The sequence below is a fragment of the Pseudonocardia charpentierae genome, from assembly GCF_031845345.1.
Classification (GTDB): Bacteria; Actinomycetota; Actinomycetes; order Mycobacteriales; family Pseudonocardiaceae; genus Pseudonocardia; species Pseudonocardia charpentierae.
The window spans coordinates 145,954-165,930 of the sequence record NZ_JAVREJ010000010.1 but is presented as its reverse complement, the minus strand read 5'-3'; the positions used below and the strand labels follow the sequence as shown (position 1 = coordinate 165,930).

Genomic DNA, 19,977 nt, shown 5'->3' with positions numbered 1-19,977 from the left:
TCGGCCATCACCCGCACTCGACCGGTGCGCGGGCGGAGCGCTCGGCGGCGATCACCATCACGACCGCGAGCAACACGATCGCACCCCCGACGAGCTGCATGATCGAGAACCGCTCCCCCGCCACCACGACGCCGAGCAGCACGGCGATCACCGGATTCACGTAGGCGTAGGTCGCGACCGTCGAGACCGGCAGGGTCGACAGCGCGTAGGCGTACGCGCTGAACGCCCCCAGCGAGACGAACAGCGACATGTACAGCCACGCCCACCACGACACCGGGGCGACGGCGGCCGGGTGCAGCCGCTCGCCGACCGCCGTGCCGACGACGACGAGCGTCGTGCCGCCGATGAGCTGCTGGACGGTCGCGAGAGCGAAGGGGTTCGCGGGCACGGCCATGCGGGAGGCCGCGAACGTGCCCGTCGCCCAGCCCGCCCCGGCGAGCAGCACGAGCGGCGGCCCCCACCAGGCGCTGCCGGACACCCCGCCCGATCCCCCCGACGGCCCGACCAGCACGAGCAGCGCCAGCCCCACCGCTCCGACCAGCACACCCAGCACCGTCGCCCGGCGGGGACGGTCGCCGGTCAGGGCCCGCAGCACGGCGATGTAGAGCGGCACCGACGCGATCAGCAGCGCCGTGAGCCCGGAGGCGACCTGGCTCTGCGCGACGATCACCAGGCCGTTGCCCCACGCCGGGAGCAACAGCCCGGACAGGGCCGCGGTGCCGAACTGGGCGCGGCTCATCCCGAACGCCCGCGGGCCGGCGAACACCATTACCAGCAGCCCGAGCAGAACACCGCCTGTCATGAACCGGAATCCGCTGGCGAGCAGCGGCGGCATCGAGACGATGATGTAGCGGTTGGCGAGGTAGGTCGACCCCCACAGCACGTACACCACACCGAGCGCGATCCACGGCAGATTGCGGCGGGGCTGATCGACTTCTGTCACGTCCGCGACGTTGCCATACGCAACGTCGTCTGTCGGCCCGGTTCACCGCCCGAGCTCGCAGCGGGACAGGTCCCTAGAGTGCGCACATGGCCCTCGCCACCGTGCGCCGCGCCGTCGACGCGGACGTCGACGCGCTGCTCCGCATCCAGTCCGACACCTGGCGGGCCGCCTACGCGGAACTCGTGCCGGCCGAGGCGCTCGCGCAGCTCACCACGCCCGCGGCCCGCGAGGCGTGGCGGGCGGCGGTCGGTGCTGGTGGGGGGCACCACGTGTTCGTCGCCGTCGAGGGCGAGTGGACCGTCGGGTTCTGCGCGGTCGCCCACTACGGCGGGGAGAACGGTGCCGCGATCGCGGAGGTGAGCACGCTGCTCGTCGAGCCGCGGTGGGGGCGGCGCGGCCACGGCGGTCGGCTGCTGGCCGCCGCGGCCGACGCCCTGCGCGGGCACGGCGCCGAGATGGGCTGGGCGTGGGTGCCGGAGGCCGACGCCGTGTCGCGCGCCTTCTACGGGCACGCGGGCTGGGAGGCGGACGGGGCGGTGCGCGGCCTGGACACGGGCGCGGGCCTGCTGCGGGAGGTCCGGCTGTCGGGCCCGCTGGACCTGCGCCTGCGCGAACCGCACTGACCGATCCCGGGGTCAGCCGCCGGTCGGCGCCGGCGCCCGCCAGGCGGGGTCACGACCGCTGAGCCCGAGCGCGCGGTGGAACGCCGGCGCGTCGTCGGGCACAGGAACGGTGGGCCCGAAGAGCCCCGGTACGCCCTGGCCGGAACCGAACTCCTCGAGGAACGGCATGATCGCCGAGACGTCCGCGGGGTCCGGGTCGTAGGGCTGCCCGGTCGCCCGGGCCAGGTCCCAGCCGTGGATCACGAGCTCGTCGAGCGTCACGGCCGCGGCGGCGGTCGCGGGCAGCTCCACGCTGCCCGCGCTCGTCATCCCCTCACCCGCACCCGGCTCGCGCCAGGCGGCGACCAGGGCGTCGAGCCGACCGGGCAGGATCGCGCGCCAGTCCGGGTCGAGATGCTCCGCGGACGCCTGCGGGGCCTCGGTGGGCTCCTTCCGCGCCGACGCCCGCAGGCCCACGGTGAGCCCCATGATGTGGTCGAGCAGCACGGCGACCGAGCTGTCCGAGCAGGGGGTCGGGGCGTCGAGGGCGGAGTCGGGCACGCCGTCGAGCAGCGCGGCGAGGCGGCGGGCGGCGGGTTCGAGGTCGGGAACGGTCATGGTGTGCCGACCGTCGCGTCGCCGGAACTCATCGGTCTCGGGTCAGTCACCGAGACCCAGCAGCGGTTCGAGGCCGACCGTCAGCCCCTCGCGCTCCCGGACGTTCCGCACCGCCAGCAGCACTCCGGGCATGAAGGAGCTGCGGTTCATCGAGTCGTGCCGGATCGTCAGGATCTCGCCGTCCGTGCCGAGCACGACCTCCTGGTGCGCGACCAGGCCCGGCAGCCGGACCGCGTGCACCCGGATGCCGTCGACGTCCGCGCCGCGCGCACCGGGCAGTTCCTGGGTGGTGGCGTCCGGCGGCGCACCGAGCCCGGCCTCGCGACGCGCCTGCCCGAGCAGGGCCGCGGTGCGGACGGCGGTGCCCGACGGGGCGTCGACCTTGCCGGCGTGGTGCAGCTCGATCACCTCGACGGAGTCGAAGAACCGGGCGGCCTGGCGGGCGAACTGCATGGCGAGCACGGCGCCGACGCCGAAGTTGGGTGCGACGAGCACGTGGCCGGGGCGCTCGGCGAGCCACCCGCGGACCGTGTCGAGCCGGGCGGCATCGAAACCGCTGGTGCCGACGACCGCGGCGATGCCGTGGTCGAGGGCGAACCGCACGTGGTCCAGCGCGGCACCGGGGTGCGTGACGTCGACGACGACCTGCACACCGGCGTGGGTCAGCGCGGTCAGCGCGTCGCCCCGGTTGACCTCGGCCACCAGTTCCAGATCCGGCGCGTCACCGACGGCCCGACAGATCTCGGTGCCCATCCGGCCGCGGGCCCCCAGCACGCCGACCCTGATCGTCTCGCCCACGGTCGGCAGCCTAGCTACGCCAGGACCAGCGCCCCGATCCAGACCGCCGTCGCCAGCAGCCCGGCCGCCAGCTCGATGAGGATGCTCCAGCCGACCGCGGTCAGGGCGTGGCGGGCGGACGGCCACGCGCGGGCGCGTCCGACGCGGCCCAGCTCGGCGAGGTACACCCCGAGCACGAACCCGAGGAGGAGCCCGACGACCGGCACGACGAAGAACCCGACGATGCCGAGGACCCCACCCAGCACCAGGGTCCGGCCCGGCACCCCGGCGTCACGCATCTTGCGCCCCGGGAGCAAGTACTTGAGCACGGCGCCGATGGCGACGAGGGCGACGGCGATCCCCAGCACGGTCCAGCCGACGACGTCGTTGCGGGGGACGGCCCACACCGCGATCCCGGCGAGGATCAGGACCGGCCCGGGAAGCACCGGGACGAGGATCCCCGCCAGCCCGACGACCACCAGGAGCGCAGCGACCAGGGTGACCGCGACGCTGCCGGTGAGGGGCACCCCGTCACCGTAGCCATCGCCCCGCGGCAGCGTCCCGGCGCCTCGCGGGCCGGAGCGTCACGCGCAGGGAGGGTCAGCCCCGCACCGAGGCCGGCAGCGCGTCCTCGTCGTCGAACGGGCCCACCACCGCCGTGGCCGTGGGCTGCTCCAGCAGCTCACGCGCGAGCGCGGCGACCTGCTCACCGGTGACCGCGGAGATCCGGTCCAGGCTCTGGCCGATCGTGCGCTGGTGGCCGTGGTCGATCTCGAAGCTCCCGATGCGGTTCATCCGCGACGGGGTGTCTTCGCTGCCCAGCACCAGGCCGCCGCGCAACGATCCGCGCGCCCGGACCAGCTCGGCGTCGGTCAGGCCGTTCGCGGCGACGTCCGCGAGCACGCCGCGGACCACCGTCGCGACCTCGCCGAGCCGCTCGGGGCCGCAGCCGGCGTAGACGGAGAAGCTGCCGGCGTCGGCGTACCCCGCTGTGGACGAGTACACCGAGTAGGCCAGCCCCCGCTCCTCGCGGACCTGCTGGAACAGCCGCGAGCTGGGACCACCGCCGAGCGCGGTGCTGAGCACCGCGAGCGCGGGGCGGCGGGGGTCGTGCCGGGAGATGCCGGGCACGCCGATCATGAGGTGCGCCTGCTCGCTGTCGTCCGGCAGCAGGGCCAGCCGGACGCCGGTGGGCGCGGGCGGATCGGCGGGACGCAGCGGCGCGGGCTCGGCGCCGCGTCCGACCTGCGACGCGGCGCGGTCGAGCGCCGCCGCGACGAGGTCGACGACGTGCTCGTGGTGCAGGTTGCCTGCGGCCGCGACGACCATCCGGGGAGTGGTGTAGCGGCTCCGCCAGAACTCGTGCAGCACGGCCCGGTCCATCGCCCGCACCGAGTCCTCGGAGCCCACGATCGGCCGGCCGAGCGGGTGGTCGCCGAACAGCATCTCGTCGAACAGCTCGCCGAGCAGGTCTTCGGGGTCGTCGTCGCGGATCGCGATCTCCTCGAGGACGACGTTGCGCTCCAGCTCGACGTGCGCCGGCTCGAGCACGGCGTCCGTGACGACGTCCGCGAGCACGTCGACGGCCATCGGCAGATCCGTGTCGAGGACGTGCGCGTAGAAGCAGGTGTGCTCCTTCGCGGTGAACGCGTTCAGCTCGCCGCCGACGGCGTCGAACACCTCGGCGATCTCCGCGGCGGTGCGGCTGCGGGTGCCCTTGAACAGCAGGTGCTCGAGGTAGTGCGCGGCACCGGCCTGCGCCGGCGTCTCGTCGCGCGACCCGACGGCCACCCAGATCCCGAGCGACACCGAGCGGACGCCCGGCACCGTCTCGGTGAGCACCCGCAGCCCGCCGGGCAACAAGGTCCGGGAGACACCGCCGGGGGCGGCGGGCGCGGTGAGATCCCCGCTACCCGCCGCCCCCGGCGTGATGACATCGGTCAAGAGGTCGTGACCTCGACCGGCACGTCGGCCGGCGTCGGGTCTTCGGCCGGAGCCGCGCCGTCCTCCTGCACCGGGACCAGGCTGATCTTGCCGCGGTTGTCGATGTCGGTGACTTCGACGCGAATCTTGTCGCCGACCTTGACGACGTCTTCGACCTTGGCGATCCGCTTGCCGCTGCCCAGCTTGCTGATGTGCACCAGCCCGTCCTTGCCCGGCACCAGCGAGACGAAGGCGCCGAAGGCCGCGGTCTTGACGACCGTGCCCAGGAATCGCTCGCCGATCTTCGGCAGCTGCGGGTTGGCGATCGCGTTGATCATGCCGATCGCCTCCTCCGCGGAGGGGCCGTCGGCGGCACCGACGTAGATCGTGCCGTCGTCCTCGATCGAGATGTCCGCGCCGGTCTTCTCGGTGATCGAGTTGATCATCTTGCCCTTCGGGCCGATGACCTCACCGATCTTGTCGATGGGCACCTTGATCGCGGTGACCCGCGGTGCGTAGGTGCTCATCTCGTCCGGGCGGTCGATCGCCTCGCCGATCACCTCGAGGATGGTCAGCCGGGCGTCCTTGGCCTGCGCCAACGCGGCGGCGAGCACCTCGGACGGAATGCCGTCCAGCTTGGTGTCGAGCTGCAGCGCCGTGACGAACTCGGCGGTGCCGGCGACCTTGAAGTCCATGTCGCCGAAGGCGTCTTCGGCACCGAGGATGTCGGTCAGCGCGACGTAGCGGGTCGCGCCGTCGACCTCGTCGGACACCAGGCCCATCGCGATGCCCGCGACCGGCGCCTTGAGCGGCACACCGGCGTTGAGCAGCGACATCGTGGAGGCGCAGACCGAGCCCATCGACGTGGAGCCGTTGGAACCCAGCGCCTCCGACACCTGCCGGATCGCGTACGGGAACTCCTCGCGCGTGGGCAGCACGGGCAGCAGAGCCCGCTCGGCCAGCGCGCCGTGGCCGATCTCGCGGCGCTTCGGCGACCCCACCCGGCCGGTCTCACCGGTCGAGTACGGCGGGAAGTTGTAGTGGTGCAGGTAGCGCTTCTTGGTCTCCGGGCCGAGCTGGTCGATCTGCTGCTCCATGCGCAGCATGTTCAGCGTGGTGACGCCCAGGATCTGGGTCTCACCGCGCTCGAACAGCGCCGAGCCGTGCGCCCGCGGGACGACCTCGACCTCGGCCGAGAGCGGCCGGATGTCGGTGAGCCCACGGCCGTCGATGCGGATCTGGTCGGTCAGGATCCGGCGGCGGACCAGGTTCTTGTTCAGCGACCGGAAGGCGGCGCCGATCTCCTTCTCGCGGCCCTCGAACTGCGGGGCCACCTTGTCCAGGACCGCGACCTTGACCTCGTCGAGGCGCGACTCGCGCTCCTGCTTGCCGGCGATCGCCAGCGCCTGCGCGAGGTCGTCCGTCGCGAGGTTGGACACGGCCTCGAAGACATCCGGCTGGTAGGCCGGGAACGTCGGGTAGGTCCGGGTCGGCTTCGCGGCGACGTCGGCCAGCTGCTGCTGGGCGATGCACAGCGTGCGGATGAACGGCTTCGCGGCCTCGAGGCCTGCGGCCACGACGTCTTCGGTGGGCGCCTGAGCGCCCTCGGCGACCAGGTTGATCGTCTCGGTGGTGGCCTCGGCCTCCACCATCATGATCGCGACGTCCTCGTCGCCCCGAATGCCTCCAGGGCCGGCGGGCCCGGCCACGACGCGACCGGCGACGACCATGTCGAAGACGGCGCGCTCGAGCTGCTCCCAGGTCGGGAAGGCGACCCAGGTGCCCCCCGAACCGTCTTCCTCGCTGATCAGCGCGACGCGCACGCCACCGATGGGGCCGCTGAACGGCAGTCCGGCGAGCTGCGTCGAGGCCGACGCGGCGTTGATCGCGACGACGTCGTACGGGTCCTGCGGGTTGAGCGACATGACCGTGACGACGACCTGGATCTCGTTGCGGAGACCGTCGACGAACGACGGGCGCAGCGGACGGTCGATCAGCCGGCAGGTCAGGATCGCGTCCGTACCCGGACGGCCCTCACGGCGGAAGAACGAGCCGGGGATGCGGCCCGCGGCGTACATGCGCTCCTCGACGTCCACCGTGAGGGGGAAGAAGTCGAAGTGCTCCTTGGGGTGCTTGGACGCCGTGGTGGCGGACAGCAGCATGGTCTCGTCGTCGAGGTAGGCGACGACGGAGCCGGCCGCCTGCCGGGCGAGGCGCCCGGTCTCGAACCGGATGGTGCGGGTGCCGAAGCTCCCGTTGTCGAGCACCGCGGTGGTCTCGTGCACACCGTCGGTGTCGTTGTGGGGATCGGTCATGGAGGTGGGAATCTCCCTCTGTCGAGAGTTCGCCACGTCCCGCGAGAATCCTCGGTCGAGCCGGTCTTCGATCGAAGCCCCCGGAGCTACTCCGGGAGCCACTACCGAGGACCGGCGGATGGTCTCGCCGGGGTGGCAGTCGGATTGAGTTGTTCGTGCTGAACGGCCCCGGGAGCTGGGCTCCCGGGGCCGTCGAGGTCAGCGGCGGAGGCCGAGCCGCTCGATGAGCGACCGGTAGCGCGCCACGTCGACCGAGGCCAGGTACTTCAGCAGCCGGCGACGCCGCCCCACCAGCAGCAGCAGGCCGCGGCGGGAGTGGTGGTCGTGCTTGTGCTGCTTCAGGTGTTCGGTGAGGTCAGCGATGCGCTTGGTGAGCAGCGCGACCTGCGCCTCCGGCGACCCGGTGTCGCCCTCGTGGACACCGTAGGTGTCCAGGATGGTCTTCTTCTGTGCGGCGTCCAGGGCCACTGGATCTCCTTCATAGTGATGTGCCGTGAAGCCGGCGCCACCGGCGGACTGAGCCGCGCTCGGGCTCGGCCGGGGAGCCGGAAGTCGGTCGCGGCCGCCACGGACTGCAGCCGGACCCGACACTCAGGTTACCAGCACCGATCTCAGCCCCGTCGGAGCCGCGCTGCAGCGGTGCCGCGCGGGTGGGCCGCGGCCTGGCGGAGCACCCGGGCCAGCTCGGGGAAGGCGGGCGCCAGCGCCGCGGCGGCGGCGGCCAGACGTGCGGGTGAGGCCACGGCGCGCAGCGCGTCCGCGGGCGTGGACCGGGCGGCGGAGTGCGGGCCGGTGGCAGGCCGGCGGGCGATCTCCGGGGCGGCTCCGGGACCGTCGGCTCCGGTCCACTGCAGCTGCGCGCCGGCCACCTCCGCCAGGAGCGCGTCGACGGCCACCCGCCCCCGGGGCGGCCCCGCGGCGCATCGGCGGTCCAGCAGCTGGAGCCGGGCGAGCACCGCCGGATCGCCGATCTTCACCCGCCGGGCACTCGCGAGCTGGCTGAGCATGGCCGGGCTGAGGCCGAGGGTCTGTGCGAGCCGGCACTGGGTGATGCCGAGCTCCCCGGTCAGCCGCCGCAGCCGGTCGCCGAGGGGCGCCCCGTAGAGCTCACGCTGGCGGCCGCGGTTGCGGGCGATGCGGTGGCGCAATGCCGCCGCACCGGCGTCGGGCGCGTCGTGGACGGGCGGCATGTCCGGATGCTCGCACCGGGAGTGCCGTCGCCGTGGGCGAACGGAGAAACTCAGACGCCCAGCACGATCCGGGTGCGGGCCACGTCGTTCTCGATCGCGGCGACCAGCGCGCCGAGGTCGTCGTAGCGCTCCTGCCCGCGCAGGCGCGCGATCAGGTCGACACCGACCTCGTGGCCGTAGAAGTCTTCGTCGACGTCGAGCACGTACGCCTCGACGGTGCGCACGGTCCCGGAGAACGTCGGGTTCGAGCCCACCGACACCGCGGCCGGCAGGTGCCGGCCGCCGATCACGAACCGCCCGGCGTAGACACCGTCCGCCGGCAGCGCCGTGTAGGGCGGGCTGGCGATGTTCGCGGTGGGGAACCCGAGCTCGCGGCCGCGGCGGTAGCCGTGCACCACCACACCCTCGACGCGGTGCGGGCGGCCGAGCGCGGCGGCCGCCGCCTCGACGTCGCCGGCGTCGATGCAGGCGCGGACGTAGGTCGAGGAGAACGTGATGTGGTCGCGGGCGTTGTCCGTGGTCAGCTCCACGCCCTCGACCGTGAACCCGAAGCGGCCGCCGAACTCGGTGAGCATCGCGACATTCCCCGCGGCCCTGTGCCCGAAGGTGAAGTTGCGGCCGACCAGCACCGCAGCGGCGTGCAGGCGCTCGACCAGCACCTCGTGGGCGAACTCCGCGGGCGTCATGCGGGCGAGCTCGGCGGTGAATGGCAGCACGAGGAACGCGTCGACGCCGAGCTCGGCCACGAGGTCCGCACGCCGCGGCAGGCTGGTGAGGCGGGCCGGGTGGCTGCCCGGGCGCACGACCTCGGCGGGGTGCGGGTCGAAGGTGATCAGCACGGTGGGCAGCCCCCGCGCGCGCCCCGCAGCGACCGCCGCGCCGATCAGCTGCTGGTGGCCGCGGTGCACACCGTCGAACACCCCGACGGTGACGACGCTGCGCCCCCACCCGGACGGCACCGCGTCCAGCCCCCGCCACCGCTGCACGAGCCCGAGCCTACGGGCAGTCAGCCGGACGCCGGCGCCAGCACCACGACGGGCCGGGCGGCGCCGTCGCGCTCGGCCACCAGCGCGAGCACCCGGCCGTCCGGGGCGAACACGCCGTAGGTCCCCGGCAACCCGGCGCCCGGCAGCGGGCGGCCGTGCGAGACGTCGGTGGCCGCGTCGGCGTCGACGTCGCGCCGCGCGAAGGCCACCGCCACGGCGTCGGCCAGCGGCAGGGAGAGCTCCGGCGACTCCTCCAGGTCGGGCAGTGTCCGCGCGTGCTCGAGGTGGAACGGACCGACCCGGGTGCGCCGCAGTGCCGTCAGGTGCCCGCCCACCGCCAGACCTGCACCGAGGTCACGGGCGAGCGCCCGCACGTAGGTCCCGGACGAGCACTCGACCACGACGTCCAGGTCGGGCCCGCGTCGGTCGAGCAGCGTGAAGGCCGAGACGGTGACCGGGCGCGGGGGCAGGTCGACCTGCTCGCCGGCCCGGACCCTCGCGTAGGCCCGCTTGCCGTCGATCTTGATCGCGCTGACCGAACTCGGCACCTGCAGGATCGGGCCCGTCAGCGCCGCGATTCCGGCGGCGATCGCCTCGTCCGTGACCGCCGACGGGTCGGCCGTCGTGACGATCTCGCCCTCGGCGTCGTCCGTGGTCGTCGCCGCACCGAGCCGGATCGTGGCGGTGTAGGCCTTCGAATCCGGCGCGGAGTCGAGCGCCAGGTGGCCGAGCAGCTTGGTACCGCGGCCGACCCCGCAGACGAGCACGCCGGTGGCCATCGGGTCGAGCGTGCCGGCGTGCCCGACCTTGCGGGTGCGCAGGATCCGCCGCAGCCGCGCCACCACGTCGTGGGAGGTGAGCCCGGCAGGCTTGTCGACGACCACGAGGCCGGACCCGTCTTCCATGCGGGCATCCTCCCCGACCTGCACAGGTCAGGTGCGGACCGCCCCTGCCACCGCCCAGCCGCCGGAGCGCACCCGCAGCAGCACCGCCACCAGGCGCAGGACGACGAAGAGCAGCAGGCCCGTCCAGATGCCCACCAGCCCCCAGCCGAACGCCAGCGACGCCCAGACCAGCGGCAGGAAGCCGCCTCCGGCCGCCACGAGCGTCCAGGTGCGCAGGTAGGCGGCGTCGCCCGCACCCATCAGCACGCCGTCCAGGGCGAAGACCACCCCGGCGAGCGGCTGCATCCCGGCGAAGAACCACCAGGCCGCCGGCACCGCCGCCAGCACGGCCGGATCGTGGGTGAAAACCCGCGGCAGGACGCCGGCCAGCGCGGCGAACAGCACGCCGAAGGCGGTCCCCAGTACCAGCCCGTAGCCGCCGACCTGCCGGGCCAGCGCCCGGGCCCGCGGCACGTCGCCGCCGCCCAGCGCGGCCCCGACGAGCGACTGCGCGGCGATGGCCACGGCGTCGAGCACCAGCGCCATGAAGAACCACAGCTGCAGGACGACCTGGTGGGCAGCCACCGTCGCGGCGCCGAACCGCGCAGCCACCGCGGCCGCGGACAGGAAACACGCCTGGAAGGCGAGACTCCGGACGAGCAGGTCGCGGCCCATGGCGAGCTGCGCCCGCAGGAGCGCGGGCACCGGACGCAGCGACACCGGCTCGTCGACCGGGGCAACGGCCCGCTCGCGGTGCAGGGCGAGCAGGAACAGGCCGGCCCCCACCGTCTGGCCCACGAGGTTGGCCGCGGCGGACCCGACGAGCCCCAGGCCCGTGAACGCCCCGAGACCGTGCACGAGCGGCGCACAGAGCACCGCCGAGAGGGCGTTGCCCGCCAGCACGTACCGCAGAGGCCGGGCGGTGTCCTGCACACCGCGCATCCACCCGTTGCCGGCGAGCGTCACCAGCACCAGCGGCGCCCCGAACAGAGCCACCCGCAACCACGACTCCGCCGCGGCCGCGACCGCTCCCCCGTCGCCGAGCACCCGCGCCACCGGCCCGGCGACGAGCTGCCCGACGCCCAGGACCAGCAGCCCCACCGCGAGTGCCAACCACGTGGCCTGCACGCCTTCGCCTACAGCCGCCGCACGGCGGCCCGCGCCGTGCAGGCGGGCCGCGCGGGCGGTGGTGCCGTAGGACAGGAAGTTGAGCTGCCCGGTGACCTGGGCGAACAGCACGGCGGCGATGGCCAGGCCCGCCAGCGGGACGGCACCCAACCTCCCGACGACTGCCGTGTCGACCAGCAGGTAGAGCGGTTCCGCGGCCAGCACGGGCAGCGCGGGTCCGGCCAGGCGCGCGATCTCACGCAGCGGCACGCGGCCCGCGCCGCCGGTCACAGGGTGCGCGGACGCCGGCAGACGTAGACGAACGCCGGCGGCATGTTCCGCCAGACCGTCGGGGTGAGCACCACCTCGTCGAAGGTCGCGTGCAGCGTCCGGCGGAACCGGCGCGCCGCCGCCAGCGCCATGCCGGTGCGGTAGGCGAAGGTCGCGAACACCCCGTCCGGCTCGATCACCGCAGCGACCTGGGCGAGGATCGACACCTGCGTGGCGTCGTCGAACAGGGCCCAGGGCAGCCCGCTCAGGACCGCGTCCGCCTGCTCGATCCCGCGCTCCGCGAGCAGCGCCTGGAGCTTCACGGCGTCGCCCTCCACGACCTCCAGCCCGGGGTGCGCCTGCCGCAGGAACCCGACCATCCGCGGGTCCAGCTCGATGGCCAGGTGGCGCGCTCCGGGCGCCAGCCGCCCCTCGATCGCGGTGGTCATCGCGCCCGTGCCGGGGCCGAGCTCGACGACGACCGGCGCCTCCGTGGTCGGCGCGACCGACGCGATCACGGCAGCCAGGGAGGGCGAGCTGGGTGCCAGGGCACCGAACTGCCCGGGGTTGCGCAGTGCGGCGGCGAGGAACGCGCGTCGCGCGCCTCGTCTGCCCACCCGCGCCACGCCCGGATCACGCTCGGCCGGATACGCCTCTTCCGACGTCACGGGACCTCCTACTTTCCGGCCGTCGATCTCACGGCCCTCCATTCCGCGGTGATTCCGCGAACAGCTCTGAGTGCCCGGTGTCCGCCCGTCCACACCAGTCGTGCACCACACCGGTCCTACAGCACGGCGCGCAACGCCGCGACCGCCTCCCCCGCCGTGCCCTCCAGCGTCACACCGGCCGCCGTCGGATGCCCCCCGCCGCCGAGCGCCTTCGCCGCCTCGGCGACGTCCACCCGGCCGCGCGACCGCAGCGAGATCGTCCACCGGGTCCGCCCGACCTGCTTGAGCACGGCGGCCACCTCGGCCTCCGCTGCGGTGCGCAGGGTGTCGACGACGCCGTCGACCTCCTCCTGGCGGAACCGCGCCACGTGGTCCGCGTGGATGACGGTGTGCACCAGGCCGAACCCGCCGGCCGCCGCCGGATCGAGCTCGGCGTCGCCGAGCAGCTCCGCCAGGACGGCGAGCCACGGGAAGGGGTGGGTGTCCATGATCGGGGTGACCAGGCTGTGCGGGTCCGCGCCCGTCTCGATCAGCTCGGCGGCGAGCCGGTGCGCGCCCGGACCGGCGTCGCGGAAGTTGCGGGTGTCGGTGACGAGCCCGGCGTAGAGGCAGCGGGCCATGTCGGCGTCGACGACCGCGTTCATCTCCTTCAGCAGGCGGTGCACGAGCACCACGGTGGCTTCGACGCGCGGGTCGAGGATCCGCAGGTCACCGAAGCCGGGGTTGGTGACGTGGTGGTCGAGCATGATCGTGGTGCCTGCCGTCGCCAGCCGCCCGGCGAGCGCGCCGAGCCGGGCGGGTTCGTTGACGTCGCAGGTCACGAGCAGTGCGGGCGCGGGGTCGACCTGCGCCGCGGGTACGCACAGGCGGAGCACGTCGAGCGGCCGCAGCGTCTCCGGCACGTGGTCCGGCGCCCCGAACGAGACCTGCACCCGCGCGCCGCGCCGGTACAGGGCGATCCCCAGCGCGAGTGCGCTGCCGAGCGCGTCGGCATCGGGCCGGACGTGCGCGAGCAGGGTGACGTCCTCGGCGGCAGTCAGGAGCGCGGCCGCGGCTGCGGTCGTCTGCCGGATGTCCGCCGGGACGGCAGCGTCCTCGTCCGCTGTGTCGACGAGAGCGGTCACTCGTCGGCGGCCGCCTCGCGCGGCGCGCGGTACGGATCGGGATCGCCCGCGGGATGCGCGCCGACCGCGCGTCGGGCCAGCTCCGCGTCCGACTCTCGTGTGCGGGCGAGCAGCTCCTCCATCCGGCGGGCCTCGTCGGGCACCGCGTCCTGCACGAACGTCAGGGTGGGGGTGAAGCGGACGCCGGTACCCGCGCCGACCTTCGACCGGAGGACGCCGGTCGCGCTGGCGAGCGCGGCGGCGGCGCCGGCGGTGTCCGGGACGTCGTCGACGGAGCGGCCGATCACCGTGTAGTACACGGTGGCGTCACGCAGGTCGCCCGTCACGCGGGTGTCCGTGATCGTCACCATCGTCAGCCGCGGGTCCTTGACCTCGTGCTCCAGGGCCGAGGCGACGATCTGGGAGATCCGCTTGGCGAGCCGACGGGCCCGTGCCTGATCCACCATGACTGCGCTCCTTCCCTGACGCGATCACCTGTCGCGTACCCGACCTTGCCGAACCTCATGCCTACCTGCGGATCGGCACCGCTAGTCGTCCTCCGGGCCGATCATTCGGCGCCGCGCCGAGAGCAGCTCCAGCTCAGGACGCGCCGCCACGAGACGCTCGCAGCGGTCGAGCACGTCGGTCACGTGCCCCGCGTCGGCGGCGACGAGGGACACGCCGACCAACGCCCGACGGTGCAGGTCCAGGTGCCCGGCTTCGGCGGCGGCCACCTCGAAACGGCGGCGCAGCTCCGCGATCACGGGCCGCACCATCGACCGCTTCTCCTTCAACGAGTGCACGTCCCCGAGCAGGACGTCCAGCTCCAGCGCTCCGATGTACATCGTTCTCCGTAGAGGGGAACGGGCCGCCGAGGTCCTACCGCAGGTCTGAGATCGGAGAACCTGTGCGCGACCTTCCGGTTGCGCATCGGGCTCCGATCTCAGACCCCCGTCCCAACGGCCCGTCTCCGATCAGGTGCGGGCCTTCTCCCTCATCTCGAAGGTCTCGACCACGTCGCCCACCTTGATGTCGCTGTAGTTCCCGAGCGTGAAACCGCACTCGAAGCCGTCGCGGACCTCGACCACGTCGTCCTTGAACCGCCGCAGCGAGCTGATCGGCAGGTTCTCGGCGATGACCACGCTGTCGCGCAGCAGCCGGCCCCGGGCGTTGCGCCGGATGACCCCGCTCATCACGAGGCAACCGGCGATCGTGCCGACCCGGGAGGACTTGAAGACCTCGCGGACCTCGGCCCGCCCCAGCTCGACCTCCTCGAACTCCGGCTTGAGCATGCCCTGGAGGGCCTTCTCGATCTCCTCGATGGCCTGGTAGATCACCGAGTAGTAGCGGATCTCGACGCCCTCGCGGTTCGCCAGCTCCGTGGCCTTGCCCTCGGCCCGGACGTTGAAGCCCAGGACGATGACGTTGTCCGCGATGGCGAGGTTGATGTCGCCCTCGGTGATGCCACCGACGCCGCGGTGGATGACCCGCAGCTCGACGTCGTCGCCGACCTCGATCTTCATGAGCGCGTCCTCGAGGGCCTCGACGGTACCCGAGTTGTCACCCTTGATGATCAGGTTGAGGGTGTTCGTCTCCTTCAGCGCGGCGTCCAGGTCTTCCAGGCTGACGCGCTTGCGACGGCTCGCGAGCTCGGCGTTGCGCTCACGCGCACGCCGCCGGTCCGCGATCTGGCGGGCCACCCGGTCCTCGTCGACGACGAGGAAGGTGTCGCCCGCGCCGGGCACCGAGGTGAACCCGATGACCTGCACCGGACGCGAGGGGTAGGCCTCGACGATGTCGCCGCCGTGCTCGTCGAACATCCGCCGGACGCGCCCGGAGGCGTCGCCCGCGACGATCGAGTCGCCGACCCGCAGCGTGCCGCGCTGCACCAGCACCGTGGCCACCGGACCGCGACCGCGGTCCAGGTGGGCCTCGATCGCGATGCCCTGGGCCTCCATGTTCGGGTTGGCCCGCAGGTCCAGCGACGCGTCCGCGGTGAGCAGGATCGCCTCGAGCAGCTGGTCGATGTTCGTGCCCTGCTTGGCGGAGATGTCGACGAACATCGTGTCGCCGCCGTACTCCTCGGCCACGAGGTTGTACTCGGTCAGCTGCTGACGGATCTTGGCGGGGTTGGCCCCCTCCTTGTCGATCTTGTTCACCGCCACCACGACCGGGACCTGCGCCGCCTGGGCGTGGTTGATCGCCTCCACCGTCTGCGGCATCACGCCGTCGTCCGCCGCGACCACGATGACCGCGATGTCCGTCGACTTGGCGCCGCGGGCACGCATGGCGGTGAACGCCTCGTGGCCCGGGGTGTCGATGAAGGTGATGGGCCGCTCGTAGCCCTCCAGCTCGGTGACCACCTGGTACGCGCCGATGTGCTGGGTGATGCCGCCGGCCTCGCCCTCGCGGACGTTGGCGTGGCGGATCGTGTCCAGCAGGCGCGTCTTGCCGTGGTCGACGTGACCCATGACGGTGACGACCGGCGGCCGGAACACGAGGTCGTCCTCGTCGCCGGCGTTCTCGCCGTAGGAGATGGAGAAGCTGTCAAGCAGCTCGCGGTCCTCCTCCTCCGGGCTGACGACCTGCACCTGGTAGTTCATCTCGGAGCCGAGCAGCTCGAGGATCTCGTCGGAGACCGACTGCGTCGAGGTGACCATCTCACCGAGGTGGAACAGCACCTGCACCAGCGAGGCGGGGTTCGCGTTGATCTTGTCCGCGAAGTCCGTCAGCGACGCACCGCGGGCGAGCTTGACGATCTCGCCGCGGCCCTTCGGCAGGCGGACGCCGCCGACCGAGGGAGCCTGCATCGAGTCGAACTCCTGGCGCTTCTGCCGCTTCGACTTGCGACCCTTGCGGGCCGGTCCGCCGGGACGGCCGAACGCACCCGCGGCGCCGCCGCGACCACGACCGCCGCCACCACCGGGACGGCCACCGCCGCCACCACCGGGACGGAAACCGCCACCGGCCGGGGCACCGCCGCCACCGGGACCGCCGCCACCGGGACGGAAACCGCCACCGGCACCGCCGCCACCACCGGGACGGAAACCGCCGCCACCGGGACGACCTGCACCGCCGCCGGGACCGCCAGGACGACCGCCGCCGGGACCGCCGGGACGACCGCCGCCGGGACCGCCGGGACGACCGCCGCCGCCCTGGGGGCGGGTGGGCATCATGCCGGGGTTCGGCCGCGGGGGCATGTTCCCCGGCGACGGCCGCGGGCCACCGCGTCCGGCCTCACCCGGACGTGCGGCCGGCGGACGCGGGCCACCGGGACGGGAGCCACCGCCCTGCGCGGGAGTACCACCCTGCGCGGGGGCACCGCCCTGGCCGGCCGTGGGGCCCGCGGGCGGGCCCGGCCGGGGACCGGGACGGGGAGGGGCGCCGGAACCGACGCCGAAGGGGTTGTTGCCGACACGCGGGGTGCGCGGGCCGGGACGCGGTGCGGCAGTCCGGGGCGGTACGACCGACGATCCGGCGTCCGCGGCGATGTCGCCGGAACGCGCGGGTCGGTCGGCGGACCGGGACACCTGGCCGGGCTGGCCCGTGCGGGGACCCGAGGGCTGTGCCGGCTGAGCCGGCTGTGCTGGCTGTGCTGGCGTCGTCGGCGCGGCGGGCTGGGCCGGTGCGGCTGCGGCAGGCGCGACGGGCTCAGGCGCAGCAGGCTCCTGGCGCACGGGCGGGCCGGGACGCGGCCCCGGCCGGACTCCACTGGATCGCGGCGTGTCGACGCCACCTGCGGGAGTGGCCGGGCTCGACGCTGCCGGGGCGGCGGGCGCCGCCGGGGCGGACGGTGCAGCCGACGCGGCCGCGGCGGCGGGCGCCGCAGCAGGACCCGGGGCGGTCGGGCCGGGCCGGACGTCCGGCGCCGACGGTTGCCCGGCGGGCGGGGTGGCCCGGGGCGGGCCGGGGACGGCACCGCCCGGTCGGGGCGCGCCGGGCCGCGGAGCGCCGGCGGACGGGCCCGGCACCGGAGCACCGGACGGGCGCGGACGGGCGCCGGGGCGGGGACGGGAGCCACCGTTGGAGTCGCCACCCGACACGGACTCGCGCAACCGCCGTGCGACGGGAGCCTCGACCGTGGACGAGGGGGACTTCACGTACTCACCGAGATCCTGCAGTTTGCTGAGGACCTGCTTGCTACTGATGCCGAGCTCCTTAGCGAGCTCATGCACGCGGGCCTTGCCTGCCACTGCTCTCCTATTTACTCGGAGGCCGGCGGCGTGTCCCGCTCGACCTCGAACCTAGCGTCGAAGCACGTTCATGGTGCGATCTTCACGACTGGCTCATGACGGGTCGACCTGGCTTTCGTGGTTTGGCGGGTCCGGGAAGATCCCGGGCCCCAGGGTGGTGCGCGTGCTCAGGTGTGCTGCAGGAAGGACCGTACCTGATCGACGTCGAGCGGGCCCGGGACGCGTAGCGCCCGCGGAAACGCAGAACGACGCTCGGCACGGGAGAGGCACTCCGGGAGGGGGTGCAGCCATGCACCCCGACCGGGGAGCCGACGCCGCGGGTCCGGGATGACCATCCCGTCCACCGCGACGACCCGCAGCAGGTCGTCGGCCACTGCCCGGGTACGGCACCCGACACACGTCCGGACCGGACCCTGATCAGCTGGAGGCTGGTCGGGGAGGGGGGCCTGCCGTGCACGATCCCGGCCCGGGCGACGGACCGATCTCCAGTGTACCGCGTCGCCGGTCAGCGGGGCTCCGCACCGGGGGTGCTGGCCGCTCCGGCATGGTCGCCCGCCGGGGCCGTGGCCACGCCGGGCGTGCCGCCCTCGCCGGTCACCCGGGGATCGGCGTCGCTGCGGATGTCGATGCGCCACCCGGTGAGCCGTGCGGCGAGCCGGGCGTTCTGCCCCTCCTTGCCGATGGCGAGCGACAGCTGGAAGTCGGGCACGATCACGCGGGCCGTCCGGGTGCGCGCGTCGAGCACGCTCACCGAGACGACCTTCGACGGGGACAGGGCGTTGCCGACGAACGTGGCGGGGTCGTCCGACCAGTCGATGATGTCGATCTTCTCGCCGGCCAGCTCACTCATCACTCCGCGCACGCGGGAGCCCATCGGCCCGATGCACGCGCCCTTCGGGTTCACCCCCGGCACCGTCGACCGGACGGCGATCTTGGTGCGGTGCCCGGCCTCCCGGGCGACCGCGACGATCTCCACGGACCCGTCGACGAGCTCAGGGACCTCCAGGGCGAACAGCTTGCGCACCAGGTTGGGGTGGGTGCGGGAGAGCGTGATCTGGGTGCCGCGCATGCCCCGGGTGACGCCGACCACGTAGCAGCGCAGCCGCTCGCCGTGGACGTACCGCTCCCCCGGCACCTGCTCGGCCTGCGGCAGCACGCCTTCGGTGCCGCCGCCCAAGGCGACGACCACCACGCCGCGGGCGTTCGCGCGGGCGTCCCGCTGCACGACCCCGGCGACGATCTCGCCCTCCTTGGCGGCGAACTCGCCGTAGGTGCGCTCGTGCTCGGCGTCGCGCAGGCGCTGGACGATCACCTGCCGGGCCGTGGTGGCCGCGATCCGCCCGAACCCCTCGGGGGTGTCGTCCCACTCGGGACCGGGCTCGTCGCCGGAGCCCTCCTCGTGGGCCAGCACGCGCACGACCCCGGTCTTGCGGTCGATGTCCACCCGCGCGTGGACCTGGTGGCCCTCGGTGTGCTTGTAGGCCGTGAGCAGGGCGGTCTCGATGGCCTCGAGCACGGTCTCGAACGGGATGTCCTTGTCGCGCTCGATGGCGCGCAGGGCCGCGATGTCGACGTTCACTGTGAGTCCTCCACCGAGTCGTCCGCTGCATCCGGCCGATCCGAACCGTCGTGCATCGCGTCCTCCTCGATCGCGCCGGGGTCGAGCAGGGCGATCTCCTTCGTCGGCGGCGGGGCGAACTCGACCTCGACGGCCGCGTGCGCGACGTCGGCGTAGCGCACCTCACGCAGCCGCCCGTCGACCAGCAGCGTCACGGACGTGTCGCCCGCCGCACCGACCCGCCCCGCGAAGACCGCGTCGCCCAGCGGTGAGCCGGGCTGCGGGCGGACCGTCACCAGGCGCAGGTGGGCACGCCGCCAGTGCCGCGGAAGGGTCAGCGGCCGGTCGACGCCCGGCGAGGTGACCTCCAGCGTGTAGGACCCGCCGACGAGGTGCTCGTTGCTGTCGAGGGCGTCGGACGCCGCGCGGCTGAGCCGCGCGATGGCGTCCAGGCCCGCTCCGGAGTCCGAGTCGACCACCATCCGGACCGTGTGCCGGCGGCCGGCGCTGCGGACGTCGAGCGCATCGAGCTCGAACCCGGCGTCGGTGACGAACGGCTCGAGCAGTTCGCGCAGCTCGTCGGACGAGGTCCCGGGCCGGCTCGGGGCCTTCCCCGCCCGACCTTCCTGGGCCGGCCCACCGTCCTGCGGTGCCCCGCGATCCTGGGCCGATCGGGCCGTGGACCGGGTCCGGGGGCGTGGCGGGGACATCGTGGGCACTCCTGGTCTGTCCGCGCGGCAGGATCGCCGTGCAGGCGGTGGAACGGTCGGGCGGGCGAGGGCGGATCGGAAACCGCCCGAACCGGGCCTTCGGGTCCGCCAGGGTATCGCGCCGGGGGTG

Annotated in this window: 20 protein-coding genes; 1 reads left to right on the top strand and 19 read right to left on the bottom strand. The window is 73.8% G+C overall.

The features are described from left to right. Positions 1-7: 7 nt before the first annotated feature. Positions 8-943 (bottom strand): EamA family transporter, encoded by a 936-nt coding sequence (locus RM445_RS15985; RefSeq protein ID WP_311557136.1) that lies wholly within the window; start codon positions 941-943, stop codon positions 8-10. A gap of 86 nt (positions 944-1,029) precedes the next feature. On the opposite strand from RM445_RS15985, the gene RM445_RS15980 reads away from it, so the two are divergent. Beyond that, positions 1,030-1,566, top strand: coding sequence for a GNAT family N-acetyltransferase (locus RM445_RS15980; RefSeq protein ID WP_311557135.1), 537 nt, complete (start codon positions 1,030-1,032; stop codon positions 1,564-1,566). A 12-nt stretch (positions 1,567-1,578) separates the two neighbouring features. On the opposite strand, the gene RM445_RS15975 is transcribed toward RM445_RS15980, so the two are convergent. The 18 genes from RM445_RS15975 to rimP form a co-directional block, all read right to left on the bottom strand. Beyond that, entirely contained in the window at positions 1,579-2,163 is a 585-nt protein-coding gene (locus RM445_RS15975; RefSeq protein ID WP_311557134.1) for a TIGR03086 family metal-binding protein, read from the bottom strand. Between the two features lie 42 nt (positions 2,164-2,205). After that, complete coding sequence (gene dapB, locus RM445_RS15970; RefSeq protein ID WP_311557133.1) at positions 2,206-2,961, bottom strand: 4-hydroxy-tetrahydrodipicolinate reductase; 756 nt, start codon at positions 2,959-2,961, stop codon at positions 2,206-2,208. A gap of 14 nt (positions 2,962-2,975) precedes the next feature. Continuing rightward, positions 2,976-3,467 (bottom strand): DUF456 domain-containing protein, encoded by a 492-nt coding sequence (locus tag RM445_RS15965; RefSeq protein ID WP_311557132.1) that lies wholly within the window; start codon positions 3,465-3,467, stop codon positions 2,976-2,978. A gap of 73 nt (positions 3,468-3,540) precedes the next feature. After that, positions 3,541-4,884: a M16 family metallopeptidase gene (locus tag RM445_RS15960; RefSeq protein WP_311557130.1), complete on the bottom strand. Its 1,344-nt coding sequence runs from the start codon at positions 4,882-4,884 to the stop codon at positions 3,541-3,543. Beyond that, positions 4,881-7,178 (bottom strand): polyribonucleotide nucleotidyltransferase, encoded by a 2,298-nt coding sequence (locus tag RM445_RS15955; RefSeq protein WP_311557129.1) that lies wholly within the window; start codon positions 7,176-7,178, stop codon positions 4,881-4,883. The genes RM445_RS15960 and RM445_RS15955 overlap by 4 nt, the downstream gene beginning before the upstream one ends. A 198-nt stretch (positions 7,179-7,376) precedes the next feature. Then, positions 7,377-7,646 carry a 30S ribosomal protein S15 gene (gene rpsO, locus RM445_RS15950; RefSeq protein ID WP_311557128.1) on the bottom strand — a complete coding sequence of 90 codons (270 nt, stop codon included), beginning with the start codon at positions 7,644-7,646 and terminating at the stop codon, positions 7,377-7,379. Positions 7,647-7,789: 143 nt separating this feature from the next. Continuing rightward, positions 7,790-8,368 (bottom strand): XRE family transcriptional regulator, encoded by a 579-nt coding sequence (locus RM445_RS15945; RefSeq protein WP_311557127.1) that lies wholly within the window; start codon positions 8,366-8,368, stop codon positions 7,790-7,792. 50 nt (positions 8,369-8,418) lie between these two features. Then, the gene (locus RM445_RS15940; protein WP_311557126.1) at positions 8,419-9,354 is read right to left on the bottom strand and encodes a bifunctional riboflavin kinase/FAD synthetase; all 936 of its coding nucleotides are present in this window, start codon (positions 9,352-9,354) and stop codon (positions 8,419-8,421) included. 20 nt (positions 9,355-9,374) lie between these two features. Next, positions 9,375-10,259: a tRNA pseudouridine(55) synthase TruB gene (gene truB, locus RM445_RS15935; RefSeq protein WP_311557125.1), complete on the bottom strand. Its 885-nt coding sequence runs from the start codon at positions 10,257-10,259 to the stop codon at positions 9,375-9,377. A gap of 27 nt (positions 10,260-10,286) precedes the next feature. Next, positions 10,287-11,636, bottom strand: a complete 1,350-nt coding sequence (locus tag RM445_RS15930; RefSeq protein WP_311557124.1) for an MATE family efflux transporter — start codon at positions 11,634-11,636, stop codon at positions 10,287-10,289. Then, complete coding sequence (locus RM445_RS15925; RefSeq protein WP_397469330.1) at positions 11,633-12,232, bottom strand: class I SAM-dependent methyltransferase; 600 nt, start codon at positions 12,230-12,232, stop codon at positions 11,633-11,635. Before RM445_RS15925 ends, RM445_RS15930 begins: the two co-directional genes overlap by 4 nt. 167 nt (positions 12,233-12,399) lie before the next feature. Beyond that, complete coding sequence (locus RM445_RS15920) at positions 12,400-13,407, bottom strand: DHH family phosphoesterase (RefSeq protein ID WP_311557122.1); 1,008 nt, start codon at positions 13,405-13,407, stop codon at positions 12,400-12,402. Further along, on the bottom strand, positions 13,404-13,853 hold the full coding sequence (gene rbfA / locus RM445_RS15915) for a 30S ribosome-binding factor RbfA (protein WP_311557121.1): 450 nt from the start codon (positions 13,851-13,853) through the stop codon (positions 13,404-13,406). The genes RM445_RS15920 and rbfA overlap by 4 nt, the downstream gene beginning before the upstream one ends. An 81-nt stretch (positions 13,854-13,934) precedes the next feature. Continuing rightward, complete coding sequence (locus RM445_RS15910) at positions 13,935-14,231, bottom strand: DUF503 domain-containing protein (RefSeq protein ID WP_311557120.1); 297 nt, start codon at positions 14,229-14,231, stop codon at positions 13,935-13,937. A gap of 129 nt (positions 14,232-14,360) precedes the next feature. Then, a complete protein-coding gene (gene infB, locus RM445_RS15905) occupies positions 14,361-17,579 on the bottom strand; it encodes a translation initiation factor IF-2 (RefSeq protein WP_311557118.1) in 3,219 nt (1,072 codons plus the stop codon). A gap of 167 nt (positions 17,580-17,746) precedes the next feature. Continuing rightward, positions 17,747-18,088, bottom strand: coding sequence for a YlxR family protein (locus tag RM445_RS32395; RefSeq protein ID WP_397469329.1), 342 nt, complete (start codon positions 18,086-18,088; stop codon positions 17,747-17,749). Next, complete coding sequence (nusA, locus tag RM445_RS15895; RefSeq protein ID WP_311557114.1) at positions 18,085-19,158, bottom strand: transcription termination factor NusA; 1,074 nt, start codon at positions 19,156-19,158, stop codon at positions 18,085-18,087. The genes RM445_RS32395 and nusA overlap by 4 nt, the downstream gene beginning before the upstream one ends. Further along, entirely contained in the window at positions 19,155-19,847 is a 693-nt protein-coding gene (rimP, locus tag RM445_RS15890; protein WP_311557113.1) for a ribosome maturation factor RimP, read from the bottom strand. Before rimP ends, nusA begins: the two co-directional genes overlap by 4 nt. Positions 19,848-19,977 lie beyond the last annotated feature (130 nt).